This window comes from Priestia sp. FSL P4-0332, from assembly GCF_038005845.1.
Classification (GTDB): domain Bacteria; phylum Bacillota; class Bacilli; order Bacillales; family Bacillaceae_H; genus Priestia.
This window is the reverse complement of sequence record NZ_JBBOUA010000001.1, coordinates 684,998-699,367: the sequence shown is the minus strand read 5'-3', so window position 1 is coordinate 699,367 and position 14,370 is coordinate 684,998. Positions and strand designations below refer to the sequence as shown.

Annotated in this window: 14 protein-coding genes; 2 read left to right on the top strand and 12 right to left on the bottom strand. The window is 37.7% G+C overall.

Features of this window, described 5'->3' with window-relative positions; all coding sequences use genetic code 11:
- Positions 1 to 17 precede the first annotated feature (17 nt).
- Positions 18 to 1,535 carry a cardiolipin synthase gene (cls, locus tag MKY06_RS03675; RefSeq protein ID WP_013055428.1) on the bottom strand — a complete coding sequence of 506 codons (1,518 nt, stop codon included), beginning with the start codon at positions 1,533 to 1,535 and terminating at the stop codon, positions 18 to 20.
- 214 nt (positions 1,536 to 1,749) lie between these two features.
- The gene (gene mecA / locus MKY06_RS03670; protein WP_013055427.1) at positions 1,750 to 2,430 is read right to left on the bottom strand and encodes an adaptor protein MecA; all 681 of its coding nucleotides are present in this window, start codon (positions 2,428 to 2,430) and stop codon (positions 1,750 to 1,752) included.
- 360 nt (positions 2,431 to 2,790) lie between these two features.
- Here mecA and MKY06_RS03665 point away from each other — a divergent pair, with 360 nt between their 5' ends.
- Complete coding sequence (locus tag MKY06_RS03665; protein WP_029324771.1) at positions 2,791 to 3,456, top strand: TerC family protein; 666 nt, start codon at positions 2,791 to 2,793, stop codon at positions 3,454 to 3,456.
- A 96-nt stretch (positions 3,457 to 3,552) separates the two neighbouring features.
- On the opposite strand, the gene madM is transcribed toward MKY06_RS03665, so the two are convergent.
- The 7 genes from madM to MKY06_RS03630 form a co-directional block, all read right to left on the bottom strand.
- Positions 3,553 to 4,314 (bottom strand): malonate transporter subunit MadM, encoded by a 762-nt coding sequence (gene madM, locus MKY06_RS03660; protein ID WP_029324768.1) that lies wholly within the window; start codon positions 4,312 to 4,314, stop codon positions 3,553 to 3,555.
- Positions 4,311 to 4,724, bottom strand: a complete 414-nt coding sequence (gene madL / locus MKY06_RS03655) for a malonate transporter subunit MadL (RefSeq protein WP_013055424.1) — start codon at positions 4,722 to 4,724, stop codon at positions 4,311 to 4,313. Before madL ends, madM begins: the two co-directional genes overlap by 4 nt.
- A 195-nt stretch (positions 4,725 to 4,919) precedes the next feature.
- Positions 4,920 to 5,816, bottom strand: a complete 897-nt coding sequence (locus tag MKY06_RS03650) for a LysR family transcriptional regulator (protein ID WP_029324765.1) — start codon at positions 5,814 to 5,816, stop codon at positions 4,920 to 4,922.
- 201 nt (positions 5,817 to 6,017) lie between these two features.
- Positions 6,018 to 6,416 (bottom strand): transcriptional regulator SpxA, encoded by a 399-nt coding sequence (gene spxA, locus MKY06_RS03645; RefSeq protein ID WP_013055422.1) that lies wholly within the window; start codon positions 6,414 to 6,416, stop codon positions 6,018 to 6,020.
- 418 nt (positions 6,417 to 6,834) lie between these two features.
- Positions 6,835 to 8,241 (bottom strand): amino acid permease, encoded by a 1,407-nt coding sequence (locus MKY06_RS03640; RefSeq protein ID WP_013055421.1) that lies wholly within the window; start codon positions 8,239 to 8,241, stop codon positions 6,835 to 6,837.
- 259 nt (positions 8,242 to 8,500) lie between these two features.
- Positions 8,501 to 8,626, bottom strand: a complete 126-nt coding sequence (locus MKY06_RS03635) for a hypothetical protein (RefSeq protein ID WP_255260804.1) — start codon at positions 8,624 to 8,626, stop codon at positions 8,501 to 8,503.
- A gap of 137 nt (positions 8,627 to 8,763) precedes the next feature.
- The gene (locus MKY06_RS03630; RefSeq protein WP_335406100.1) at positions 8,764 to 10,128 is read right to left on the bottom strand and encodes an amino acid permease; all 1,365 of its coding nucleotides are present in this window, start codon (positions 10,126 to 10,128) and stop codon (positions 8,764 to 8,766) included.
- 451 nt (positions 10,129 to 10,579) lie between these two features.
- Here MKY06_RS03630 and MKY06_RS03625 point away from each other — a divergent pair, with 451 nt between their 5' ends.
- The gene (locus MKY06_RS03625; protein WP_013055419.1) at positions 10,580 to 11,155 is read left to right on the top strand and encodes a GNAT family N-acetyltransferase; all 576 of its coding nucleotides are present in this window, start codon (positions 10,580 to 10,582) and stop codon (positions 11,153 to 11,155) included.
- A gap of 283 nt (positions 11,156 to 11,438) precedes the next feature.
- Here the strand turns inward: MKY06_RS03625 and MKY06_RS03620 are convergent, their stop codons facing one another.
- From MKY06_RS03620 to MKY06_RS03610, 3 genes are read right to left on the bottom strand one after another with little or no spacing between them, the layout of a single operon-like run.
- The gene (locus MKY06_RS03620; RefSeq protein ID WP_098278230.1) at positions 11,439 to 12,356 is read right to left on the bottom strand and encodes an ABC transporter ATP-binding protein; all 918 of its coding nucleotides are present in this window, start codon (positions 12,354 to 12,356) and stop codon (positions 11,439 to 11,441) included.
- Between the two features lies 1 nt (position 12,357).
- Positions 12,358 to 13,428, bottom strand: a complete 1,071-nt coding sequence (locus tag MKY06_RS03615; RefSeq protein ID WP_013055417.1) for an ABC transporter ATP-binding protein — start codon at positions 13,426 to 13,428, stop codon at positions 12,358 to 12,360.
- 14 nt (positions 13,429 to 13,442) lie between these two features.
- Entirely contained in the window at positions 13,443 to 14,369 is a 927-nt protein-coding gene (locus tag MKY06_RS03610) for an ABC transporter permease (RefSeq protein ID WP_013055416.1), read from the bottom strand.
- Between the last annotated feature and the right edge of the window lies 1 nt (position 14,370).

Sequence of the window (14,370 nt, the reverse complement as noted above, 5' to 3'; positions counted from 1 at the left end):
AATGTGGTTTACAGCGATTATAATAGCGGTGAAAGCAAACGGGCTGTTGATTCAAACAGCCGCTGTATAAATGGCCGCTTTTCAAAGTCTTTAAAGTGAAGCTCATTAGTTTCTTCTAAATCTTGCATATATTCATATACAAGATTTTGAGTACTAGCTGTGCGATATAAAAAAGCATTTACTTCAAAATTCAAATGAAAGCTTCTCATGTCCATGTTAGCTGTTCCAATAGAGGCGATTTCTCTATCAACAATCACAATCTTGCTGTGCATAAATCCTTTTTTATACTCGTAAATTTTCACACCTGCTTCTAGCAGCTCCGGAAAATAAGAGCGTGATGCATGAAAAACAATTTTTTTATCGGGCTTCTGAGGTACAAGAAGCCTTACATCTATACCGCTTAGAGCAGCTACTTTGAGGGAAGTAAAAATATCTTCATCAGGTATGAAGTAAGGAGAAGCAATCCAAATGGACTCTTTCGCAGACGTAATCATCGAAAAAAATAAGTGTTTGATAATTTCCCACTCACGGTCTGGTCCGCCAGCAATCATTTGAACACCGCCGCACTTTTCCATATCAATGTCAATTAAATCCGGCGATAGATACGTTTGAGTAAGCATCGTCTGACCTGTCATATAATACCAGTCTTGCAAGAAAATAAGCTGCAATGAACGGACTGCCTCACCCTTCACCATCAAATGGGTATCTCTCCAAAAGCCAAAATGCCGACTTTTCCCGAGATATTCATCACCAATGTTCAAACCTCCTACAAATCCAATTGTTCCATCAATGACTACAATTTTACGATGATTACGGAAGTTGATTTTATTATTGAGAAATGGAAGTCTGACCGGCAAGAACGGAATCATTTCTACGCCCGCGTTTCTTAACTCGTGAATATAATGCGGTGAAAGCTGAAAACTGCCCACGGCATCATACAAGAAACGTACATAAACTCCTTCTTGTACCTTCTGAATTAAAATATCTTTAATTTGTTCTCCTAAGTGATCATGTCGTACGATGTAATACTCTAAGTGGATATGATGCCTTGCATGCTTTAATGATTCCATAATTTCGTGAAACGTCTCTTTTCCATTCGTCAATGCGCGCGTATCTGATGAAAAAGAAATTGGACTCTTGCTAAGCCTGACGGCTAGCTTCAGCATTTGCTTTCTACTGGTGCCCAACTGCTCAAAGTGATTTTCTAATATACCGGAATCTCTTTCCATCTTTAAAAGCACCTGTTCATCCAGCTTTGCTTTTTTAGCAAATAAACGCCGTTTTCGCGTATTGCGTCCAAATAACAAATAAAAAAAGAACCCTATTACCGGGAAACCGCCTAATACTACGAGCCACGTTAGCGTTTGAGTTGGATGACGGTTTTCTAATGAAATAACAAGACCGATGAAAACAACACTAATCGTAATTAAGATACTTAGCACGCCAATAAATTTACCGTCCCAATACCCTTTTGTAAAATAAAGCAAAGCAATAATACCAATAACAAAAATTAAAAGCTGTAATCTATTTTTCAACTTGTTTTCACCTATCCTAAAACCAATCTTTCATCATTAATAACAGGTCTCTATGCCGTTATTATCCTCAAACTTGTTATTTTAACACTACACTTTCCCGTGTAGGAAGCAGCCGCCTGCTTTTTCCACCTATATTGTTCGATATGAGCGGAGAGCATTTCCAAAAAAGAGGGCAAAACAAAGACCGATTTCATATACATGAAATCGGCTGCTATTATCGTAAAGGAAAATACTGCTTTACTTGTTCAAGTGCATTTTCACTGATTAATTCTTTTCCATATTCCATTAAACGATGAACGGTTACATTTGATTCATTTGCATATTCTAAAATGATACTTAAAATGTTATCAATTTCAGCTACAAAGTCTTCATCATCTGTAAACTCAACGTATAAATAATATTTTCCTTCAAACACGTACATGCTGTTGATAATATCATCTAACTCTAAATGGTGACTTAAGGAAATTAAATGTTCTAAGTCTTGAAAGCGTGCGACGAACTGTAGCCCTTCGTCTTCTATAATTTCTTCTTCAAAATCAGCTTTTTTATTTTGATTCGCTTGATGATCAAGCAACGCTTCAATTTTTCCATCTACAGGGATATCGATTTTATCATTTTCACCAACAGGTACTTCGAACTTTTGACCGTCTTTTGAAACTTGTGCTCTTGTTACAATAACCTCTAGCCCCTTCTCAAGCGCATGTACTTGAATCCAAAGAGGACCTTCTGCTACAAACTCTTCTTCTTGATGAATTTCGTCCATCATCTCCCAGAATAGCTCTTCACTGCGCTCTCGGCTAAACCAAATTTCATTGCGATCAAATCCACGTTCTTCAATATCTACGTAAGTGACAAAGAATTTTACTGTGTTTTCATTAATGCGTTCGATTTCCATTATCATCTCTCCCTTCGGAAAAATCAGTGAAGGTAATCCGGCCATTTCGAACATTACCCCTAAACGATGAAGGGACTATTTTACCCCCGTGTTAAAGCAATATTACATGTACTTTCTCACTTTGTAAAGCATTCTAACTTGGGATATACAAGCATACACTATTTGAGTGAACCTTGTATATCTATTTTATGACAAAATGCGAAAGAAAGGAAATAAAAAATACTCTGACAACTCATAGCCACCTTACACCTTACTTTGTTATATACATAATCTCTTTACCCTATGAACGCTTTTTGTTAAAAATGAACACAGATAAAGCAATATGAGCTACTTATCCTTACATATTGGGAGGGAAGACTATTGGATTTAGAATTAATAACCTCCATTCTTCTTATTATCGGTATCGATATTGTATTAGGTGGAGACAACGCTATTGTTATTGCCTTAGCAAGCCGCAACTTACCTGAATATCAGCGAAATAAAGCTATTTTTTTAGGGACTGGCTTAGCTGTGATAGTTCGCATTGTACTTACTATTTTAGCTGTTTATTTACTAACTATTCCTTACTTGCAGCTCATAGGCGGTTTTTTATTAGTGATCATTGCCTTTAAGCTTCTTGTATCAGAAGGTGATGATGCATCTTCAATCCGTGCAGGTGTGACATTAGGCGCCGCTGTAAGAACAATTGTATTTGCTGATATTGTAATGGGACTAGATAATGTAATAGCTGTAGCAGGCGCAGCTCATGGAAATATTACCTTGGTTGTCACCGGATTACTCGTATCCGTCCCCATTATTGTTTGGGGAAGCAAGCTCATTTTGTATTTGATGGAACGATTTCCCCTGCTCGTTTATGGTGGGGCAGCTATTTTAGCTTATACTGCTGGAAATATGATTGGACATGAAAAGAACTTACATTCATTCTTTGCAGACCATACATCTCTAGGAACATTTATTCCGTTTATAACAATTGCTGTTGTGCTGATAAGCGGCATGGTTGTTAATAGCTTTCGTTCAACTAAATGATAAAGAAAAGGCCATACTAAACATTTTTATTTAGTATGGCCTTTTCTTTAGTTTAATGAGCACAGCAGTCTTTTATTCATAAAACACTTTGTACACTTAAAAAATAATCTCTGTGAGTAAAAAAAGAATAGATGGTACGAGTAAGCAACCAAGACCTGTATAAAATGTAGCTGTCATGGCTCCATAAGGTACAAGTTTTACATCTGTCGCGGCTAAACCAGCTGCTACACCGCTCGTCGTCCCCATAACTCCTCCATAGATCATTGCTGTACGAGGATTGTTTAATTTGATTTTCTTAGCAAATATCGGTGTCAAAATCATAACTGAAATGGATTTAATTAATCCTACAGCTATACTTAACGCGATAATATCAGAAGAGGCTCCAATCGCAGTTCCAGAAACCGGCCCCACAATATAGGTCACGGCTCCTCCTCCGATTGTGGTCAAAGCAACGGGATCTCTATATCCAAAACAAAGAGCAATAATTACACCTATTACAAAGGAATAGAAAACCCCAAAAAACAAGGCCGTAATCCCGCTGATTCCCGTTTTTTTGACTTCGCTAAAATTGGCGCCGAACGCAGTAGCAATAATGGCAAAATCTCGCAGCATCCCTCCGCCCATTAAACCAATTCCTGAAAATAACTGTATATCAGAAATTCCTTTCTCTCCTCCTGTGTTCACTCCACCGATATAAGCAAGGATTAATCCAAACATAATAGCAATAGCAGATCCGTGAACTCTTCCTTTTGTTAATTTATCTGATAAAAAATAAGCAATATACATGACAATCCCAATAATAGCAAATGCCGTAATCAGCCCGTTATTTTCTAATCCTTCTTTGATCATATTCATCATTTGATTTGCTCCTTAGGTAAAATAGAAAGCTCTATTTCTTGTTCTTTCACCTTCGCTTTCTCTCCTATTCTGCTGATAAATGGTATGGATAAAAAGCCTACTACGACTACTACCACCCCTGCAAGAAGCGCCATGCCTCCTCCATCAAGAGCAGCTACAACATTTTGCTGTGCAGACATTGCTACCACGATAGGAATATAAATACCTCCCCAAAAAGCAATGCCTTCTTCGGATTTTACTTGGAGCTTATTTTTCTTCTTTAAATAATCCACCGCTAGTACAAGAAGAAGCATGGATACCCCTACTCCTCCAACGTTGGCTTCGACTCCCATCAGCCCTCCTAATGCGTCCCCTACAATTACCCCTATCAACATGCAAATAGACAGCAGCGCTACACCGAAGATTATCATATTACTTCCTCCCCACTCCATTATTGAAAGCGTTTACTTTATAGTTTAAAAATAGTGTAAAGGAAAAAAGTTGAATAACCTATGCATTTTTAGTTATATACTTATATCAAAAATGACATAATGCAGTTTTTCTCTACTGTTCACTTTAGGTTTATTCGAAAAAGAAATAAAAATCATGACATTTAGTCATGATTCTTATATGTATTCATGAGGCATACCGGAGGGTAAATGTTTAAAATAATCAATCACAAACTGCCTGAAGATTTGTTGTAAATCCGTCACGTAGCCCCCGTTGTTCCAAGCTAAAAAGATAGTACGTTCAAATGTTCCCTCTTCAATTTTCAGCAGCTTTACATCTTTGCCTGTAGAACCTCCCCAAGTTACTTCAGGAATAAAACCTATTCCTTGCTTCGCTCTAATCAAACCTCTTACTGTTGCTGGATCATCGCTTTCAAACGTAATTTGAGGTACAAAATTCTGTTCCTTACAAATTACATCCGTTATTTTCCTTAGCTCTTTTCCTTTCTTTAGCACAATGAATTTCTCATTTTTAAGTTCATTTAACTTTACACGTGATTGCTTGGCCAAAGGATGATCAAGAGGCACTGCAAGCAAAATCGATTCACGAAGCAAAGGAGTATGTTCGATCTGACGGGTTGTTAATGGAAAAGCTGAAATACATAAATCAAAATCAGGCTGTGAATTAGAATTAGTCAAGTGCTGCATCAGTCGAAAACGCACCTGAGGATATTGCTCACGAAATCTGCTTAATAGCTCTGGAAGTAAATGTGAACTAGCTAATACAACAAGGCGAATTTCTTCACATGGATCGTTCGACATATCCTTTAGCTCGTGCTTTGCGTCTTCCAATGTTTTTAAAGCAAGTTCTACTTTGGCACAGAATGCTTTACCATACCGATTTAATTTAATGTATTTACCGTTTCGATCAAACAAACGAATGCCTAGCTCTTTTTCTAACTGTGAAATCGTTTTGCTGAGTGCAGGCTGAGATACGTATAGCTCTTCGGCCGCTTTACTGATATGTTCTAGTCTAGCAACTACTTGGAAATATTTTAGCTGTAAAAGCTCCAATCCGTTCACCACCACTTTTATATGTTTAAATATTCTCTTTCTTTACTAATTACATATATACTTCATTTCCCCTGCTATTTCGACAAAAAATAAGCAGCAGAGACCATTTGGCTCCCTGCTGCTTATTTTTTATATACCAACTTCAAGCAAACGTTACTTGGTTGGTTTCTTATTTAAATCTTAAACAGACAAATATAAAAATTAACCATTCACAAGTCTTTGAGCTTCGCGAAGTTGGAAAGTACGCACTTTACGTGGTAAGAAACGACGGATCTCGTCTTCATTATAACCAACTTGTAGACGTTTTTCATCAATGATAATCGGACGGCGCAATAAGCCAGGATTTTGCTGAATTAATTCATACAAATCTTGCAAAGGCATAGCGTCTACCTGAACGTCTAGTTTTTGGAAAGTTTTCGAACGTGTTGAAATGATTTCATCTGTTCCATCTTCTGTCATACGTAAAATTTCTTTAATCTCGTCGATTGATAACGGCTCTGAAAAGATATTACGCTCTGTATATCCAATATCATTTTCCTCTAACCAAGCTTTCGCTTTACGACAAGATGTACAACTTGGTGATGTATATAATGTAACCATTTACTCCTTCACTCCTTCTATCATAATCGGTCATAACATTTAAAACATGAACTGTAAATCATGTTGTTTTATACAAACTTCAACGAGTGTAAATATTTAATGACTGATAATGAAAATCGATACTACTTTATAATTACTTTTAAAAAATAATATCTATTTGCATTATACTATAAACTTCATCGGAATGATATACTTTTTGAAGCGAACTAGTACATTAGTTCGTTCCTTCACTGTCATTATTTTCATTGCCGATTTTCTTCATTATTTATTTACCACACTACTATTACGAATAAACCTGTAGATTAGTTTCATTTTTTTATTATTTTTTTCTTTTACAAATTCCTCAAATTTTTCAGTCACTAAAAAAGCCTTGCAGAAGAACTGACTTTTCTGCAAAGCTTTTGAGATAACCTCTTATTTATTTAATAGCTGATGTGCTGCTTTTTCCTCGTCTCATTAAGATAGGATACAGTAACAGCCCGATTACAAATAAGCCAATACCTAAGAAAAATGTTTTTAAATCAGCTGTCCCTGTCTTAATCACCCAAAGTGAATAAATAAGTGCTAACGAGGCAATGATTCCGTCTTTTACTCGCGATCCTTTAATGATATCGTACGTCTCACCCGTCACAATAAGCTTTAATTGATAAACTGTCGTCACGAAATAAGGAACTAAATAAGCGAGAGTAGCTACAACAATAGCGAAATTATAGGCTTGCGAAACTGTACCTGAAATAGTCGCAAACAAAAACAACTGTGTTAAGCCATTTGTTAATGTTAGTGAGCGGGCTGGACTATTGTTCTGATTTGTTTTAGCAAACCACTGTGGAAACAACCCTGATTTTGCTGCTTGATAAGGAACTTCTGCACTAACAACAATCCATCCAACAGTAGAACCTAATAAAGAAATAAGTGCTAAAATGGCCATTACGTAAGCACCTTTATGTCCAATCACCATTTCTAACGTATCTACCAAAGGTTTTTGAGACTGCTGAAGCTGAGCTGTTGAAAGAATCCCCATAGCTAGAAGCGTAATCCCCACATAGATAACCATTGAAATCAATAATCCAAGCAGCGTTGCTTTCTTCACTACTTTTTGTGATTTTGCACGGTTAGATAACAGTACAGCCGATTCAATTCCGATAAACGCCCACAGCGTAGCAATGGCTGCCCCATTGACCTGACTTCCCAATCCTACATTTATACCCTTTGAATTAACAAATTCTGTACTGACCAGGTTGGATGCGCTAAATAGCGATAGCGCTACAACAATAAATAAACCGAATCCAATAATTTTAGCTGCCGTTGTGATAAAGTTAATATTACCGGCGCTATTAATATCTCGCTGCAAAATAGCTTGAATTCCCCATAGGACAATAGAACATACTAAAAACGTAATGAATTTTCCAGCTTCTAATTGAAAATTTCCGACTGAAAATAAAATATCCTTACTCTCCATTACTGGAAAGAACGTTGTTAAATATCCCGCAAACGATATGATGACAGATGCTGTTGCAGCCCAGTTAGCTGCCCAATAGCCCCAAGCCATGCTATACCCTGCTACTTTACCTGCTTTAGGCGATGAAAAAAGATTCGCTGCATAACTTTGAGGCCCTCCTTTTAATTCGGGCTTTCTCATGACTAAATTCCCGAATACAAGAGCAATCATGAATACGCCAAGACCTGTTGCAATCCAAGCAAGTGTTGAACCGATTGGACTTGATACGTTTGCTAAATTAGAAGGAAGCATAAATACTCCGCCGCCTACCATATTACCAACTACAAAGGCTGTTAAAAACCAAAGTCCCCATTTTTTATCTTTCATTTGCTCTGTCTCCTTTTGCTTTCTAAAAGCTTAAACTTTTGAGATAGAAAGCTCGATGCTAATCTATTAACACGTAAAAATTATTTGTTTCTTCATTCATCTCTTCATTTGTTTAACAATATAATATATTAGCACACTAAAGCAAAAAGTGAAATAATAAATCCTTCATTTTCTTTTGGAAAAAAATGCGGCTGGGACACAACTACATCAATCTAAAGGCGAACAAATGGGATATATGAGTTCGTATGGATCCCGCTTGTTACACCGCTGCTGATTTCCGTGCAAGACTTCGCTTTCCGCGGGCGGGCGGTGAGCCTTCTCGTTGCTTCCGCTCCTGCGGGGTCTCGCTTTTCCCGCAGGAGTCTTCGCCTTGCCCTCCAATCAACAGCTAGAAGCCCTACATACAGTAAACCTACGTTCACCATCACCATAAAAAAATCCGAACGAGTTGGATTCTTAATCAAGAATTCAACTCGTTCGGATCTTTCTTCAACGAAACTACTTTTGTCCGAGCCTCATTTTTTATCTTTTATGAAAACCTTTTGAATAGTAGACAACAACCAATAAAATAAACCATATCGGACCTACAATAAGGGCTATTCTTGTATCAGAAGAAAAACCCATCACCACTACTACTCCCGCTAAGAAAGCAAGAGAGAGAGATGACGTATACGGGAAGAACGGAAGCTTATATTTTAAATCACTTACTTGCTGATCGCTTAATCCCTTGCGGAAGCGAATTTGAGAAAGTAAAATAATTCCCCATGTCCAAATTGCTCCAATAGTGGCAATACTCGTCACCCACGTGAACACCTTATCAGGAACAACATAGTTTAAGCCAACTCCGATTAGCAGTACAACAGCTGAAGCAATAACTGCTGCACCAGGCACGCCGCCTTTTGTTAAGTTAGCATAGCGTTTTGGAGCTTCTCCGTGCTGAGCTAAATTAAATAACATACGGCCCGTACTAAAAATTCCACTGTTACAAGAAGATAAAGCCGCTGTTAACACTACAAAGTTTATAATCCCTGCTGCAGCGGGTATTCCAGCTTTATCAAATGTTAAAACAAATGGACTTCCTTGTGTTCCAATCTCTGGCCAAGGATAAATAGACATAATAACAAACAAAGCTCCGATGTAAAAAATCAAAATTCTCCACAGTACATTATCAATTGCTTTTGTTAGTGTTTTTTCCGGATTTTTCACCTCTCCTGCTGTTACCCCAATCATTTCAATACCAAGGTAAGCAAACATAACCATTTGAAGTGATAAAAGAACACCTTTCATACCATTCGGGAAAAAGCCCCCGTGACTCCATAAATTACTGATTCCTGTTGCAATACCGCCATTTCCAATTCCAAAGATAATCATGCCCAGTCCCAGCACAATCATAAGGATAATCGTTACTACTTTAATAAGAGAAAACCAAAACTCTAGTTCGCCATATGCTTTTACAGCTAAAAAGTTAACCCCTGTCATGATAACGAGTGCTGCAAGTGCCCATATCCACTGAGGTACACCTGGGAACCAAAACTCCATATATACTCCAACAGCTGTAATTTCAGCCATACATGTAATAATCCACATAAACCAGTAGTTCCAGCCTGTTAAATAACCAGCAAGTGGCCCTAAATAATCGTTAGCATACTTACTAAAAGAACCGGCTACTGGATTTTGTACTGCCATTTCACCTAACGCTCTCATAATAAAAAACATAATAAGACCACTGATTCCATACATGATAAGAATACCAGGACCCGCTAACCGAATAGCGGATGCAGAACCTAAAAACAGTCCAACTCCGATAGCTGCACCTAAAGACATTAAGCTAATATGTCTTTCCTCAAGTCCACGGCTTAATTCTTTTTCTTGCGTGTTCCCTTGCATAATTCTCTCTCCTAACATATCCATTTCATTTAATAGCGATAGCGGCTACTTGTATAGTATTAACTTATTTTTCAGCCAAATAATTCTAGGCAGTGTATGTACTAATAATCTGATATTGCAAGTTTCACACCTTCACTTTTACCGCTATCACATCTATAAAATACAATATTAAAAAAACTTCACTTTGTTCATTTTATCAAAAATCACAAAAAATGCGATAGTTTTTTGTGATTTTCACAAATAAACTTACGATCGAAATATAATAAAAACCATTTTTTACATTATATGTTCTTATCTCACTATAATTATCTAACTATTAAGAATAATCAATCGATTATTCTTCTATATTTTCAATTATAGATGCTTACTTTTCCCTAAAAAGGGTAAAGATAAGATAACTGTTTAAACACTATTATGAACATCATCATGAAACGATCAGTAGGAGGGTGCTATGAATTGGTATGAAAAACTAAGTCAATATTTTCCCATTGAAGAAATGAAATCAAAGAAGCATATCGAAACGCTTTTACAAGAACGCAGCGATATTTATCATAAAAATGAAGGACCTCACCACGTATTAATGTACGTGGAAACAGACCAATTTATCTTTATTGATTACCTCTTTGTTTCAAAAGACGCTCGAGGTCAAGGGCTTGGCGGTAAATTAATTGATGAGTTAAAACAGCATAACAAACCAATTATTTTAGAAGTAGAGCCTGTAGACTATAAAGATTCAGACTCAGCAAAACGACTGCATTTTTATAAACGTGCAGACTTTAAGCATGCTCAAACAATTGGCTATAACCGCCGGTCATTAGCTACAAATGAAATTAACCAGATGGAAATTCTATACTGGTCTCCTACCTCTGAAACAGAGGAAAGCATTTTAAATAAAATGAAAAAAACGTACGAGTTAATTCATACGTACAAAGACAAAGAAATATATGGTGCGTCTTATCAGCCGGCAGATCAAGTGCTGAAAATTGACAAAAATCGTAAAGATGGCGATATCTTAGCAGATTTATAAAGAGAAGGTAGACATGCGTCTACCTTCTTTTTGTATTTTTTGAATTATTATTCAAAATAAAACATTATTAATCACTTATATTCCTTTAGTTATAAGGTTTATACATAGATATTTTGTCTTAAATATAAAATTCTGAAAATTTTTAATAGTATTTTTCAATCCTTTACTGTATAATACCTGTAAAGCGCTAATGTTACTTGTTCTTACATGTTTTTTGCAACTTGAAGCTTAGTGTTCTTTGATAACTAAATAAAAAAACGACCTCGTTGTGAGATCGTTTTTGTTATGTTGTATATGTGGCAAACTCTGCTTGAGAACAAGACACGTAGTGACCTGGAGATACTTCTCTAAGCTCTGGTTCTTCACCGTTATAGTCATGGATACTTGGATCATAAATTTTGCGCTGACGCGTTTTTTCACTGTCAGGATCGGGAAGCGGAATAGCTGAAAGCAACGCTTTTGTATATGGATGAACAGGGTTTCGATAAAGTTCATCACTTGGTGCAAGCTCTACAATCTTACCTCTGTACATAACGCCGATGCGGTCACTGATGTATTTTACCATTGACAAATCATGGGCGATAAATAAATATGTTAGTCCACGTTCACGCTGTAACTTCTTCATTAAGTTAACAACTTGAGCTTGTATAGACACGTCCAAAGCTGAGATTGGTTCATCTGCGATGATAAAATCAGGTTCTACTGCCAGTGCTCTTGCGATACCGATACGCTGACGCTGGCCGCCACTAAACTCATGTGGATAGCGATTTGCATGTTCTTTGTTAAGCCCCACTGTTTCAAGAAGCTCGTGAACCTTTGTCATACGCTCCTTTCTCGTCTTAGCTAAACCGTGAATATCAATGCCTTCTGCTATGATATCTGCTACGGTCATACGAGGGTTAAGCGACGCATATGGATCTTGGAAAATCATTTGCATTTTACGATTGAATTTTTTAAGCTCTGAGCGAGATTTGCGACCATGTACATTTTCGCCATTAAATAGCACCTCACCGCTAGTAGCGTCATATAAACGAATAATCGTTCTGCCTGTCGTTGACTTTCCGCAACCGGATTCACCTACAAGCCCTAATGTTTCTCCGCGGAAGATGTCAAACGTCAGACCATCAACTGCTTTAATTGTTCCTTTACTTGTGAAAAAATGTTGCTTTAAGCCTTTAATCTCTAATAATTTATCTGTCATGTTATTCACCATCCTTCGCTACGAGTACAGGTGTCCTGTATACATTATCAACTTTACGCATGCGGCGCTGAACTGAAGCAGGCGGCTCTACTTTTGGTGCATCGGGATGTAACAGCCATGTTTTCGCATAGTGCGTATCAGATATTTTGAACATTGGAGGTTCTTGCTCAAAATCGATTTTCATTGCGTATGGATTTCGCGCTGCAAATGCATCTCCTTTTGGAGGATTCGTTAAATCTGGCGGCGTTCCAGGAATAGCAGCCAGCTCTTCTTCTGCCTCGTTATCTAAGCTTGGCATAGAAGCTAGCAGTCCCCACGTATACGGATGTTTTGGATCGTAAAACACTTCATCCACTGTGCCCATTTCAACAATTTGACCAGCATACATAACGGCTACTCGATCTGCTACATTTGCTACTACACCAAGATCATGGGTAATAAAGATAATAGATGTATCCGTTTTTTTCTGAATGTCTTTCATCAATTCTAAAATTTGAGCTTGAATTGTTACATCAAGCGCCGTTGTTGGTTCATCAGCGATCAATAGCTTCGGATTAGAAGCAAGAGCCATCGCAATGACAACACGCTGTCTCATCCCGCCGCTGAATTCATGCGGATATTGATTCACACGCTGTTCTGGAAAAGGAATTCCTACAAGCGTTAATAACTCGACTGCCCGTTTTTTTGCTTCTGCTTTAGACACTTTGGAATGCTTGATTACGACTTCACCAATTTGAGCCCCAACTTTCATCGTTGGATTCAAGGAAGTCATCGGATCTTGGAAGATCATACCGATATCTTTACCGCGAATAGCTTCCATTTCTTTATCCGTTTTCTTAGCTAAATCAATGCCGTCAAACAGCATTTCGCCGCTTTTGATTCGGCCAGGAGGCATCGGAATAAGGCGCATGATCGTTTGTGAAGTTACACTTTTACCAGATCCTGATTCACCAACAATTGCTAAAGTTTCACCTTTATTTAAGTGGAAGTTAACGCCGCGAACAGCTTGAACTTCTCCGCCATATGTTTTAAATGATACAGCTAAATTTTTTACTTCTAATAAACGTGACATATGAGTTCACTTCCTTACTTACGTAGTTTTGGATCTAACGCATCTCGTAATCCATCACCAATTACGTTGAACGCTAAGATTGTTAAACAGATAAACAAACCTGGGAAAAATAAGCGCCAAGGATAGTATTCCAAAGCAGGTAAGCCTTCTGAAGCCATTGTTCCCCAGCTTGCAAGCGGTGCCGGAACGCCTAGTCCCAAGTAGCTTAAAAATGCTTCTGTAAAGATTGCTGAAGGAATCGTTAGTGTCATTGTTACTAAAATTGGACCTGTTGCGTTAGGAATAAGATGTTTAAATAAAATACGTTTTGTTGTTGCTCCTAATGTTTGTGAAGCCATTACGTACTCTTGGTTTTTCAACTGCAATACCTGTCCACGCACAATACGGGCCATGTTAATCCAGCCGGTAATGGTCATCGCTAAAATCATCGTGCCTAACCCTTGGCCAAGCATAACCATTAAAATAATAACCAGTAAAAGGTAAGGAACACCATATAAGATATCCGCAACACGCATCATTGTTTCATCCGTACGGCCGCCGCGGTATCCAGAGATGCTTCCCCAAACTACGCCGATGAATAAATCAATTAAAGCTGCTGCTAACCCGATAAATAATGAAATACGAGCGCCTTCCCACGTACGAGCAAAAACATCACGCCCTAATTCATCTGTACCGAACCAGTGCTCAGAAGATGGAGCCTGATTAGCATTCAGTAAATCATTGGTTGCATAATCATATTTCACCATCAATGGACCAAATATAGCCATAAAAACAAGGAGAACCATTAGTACTACACCAAACATAGCAAGCTTGTTTTTGCGAAAACGAATAAAAACATCTTGCCAGAATGAAAGACTCGGTTTTTCAATCTTTTCTGCCTGAGCGCGGTCAATCCCTGCTGTTTCAAACATTTCTTTAGGAATCTTCGGAAGTTGCTGCATA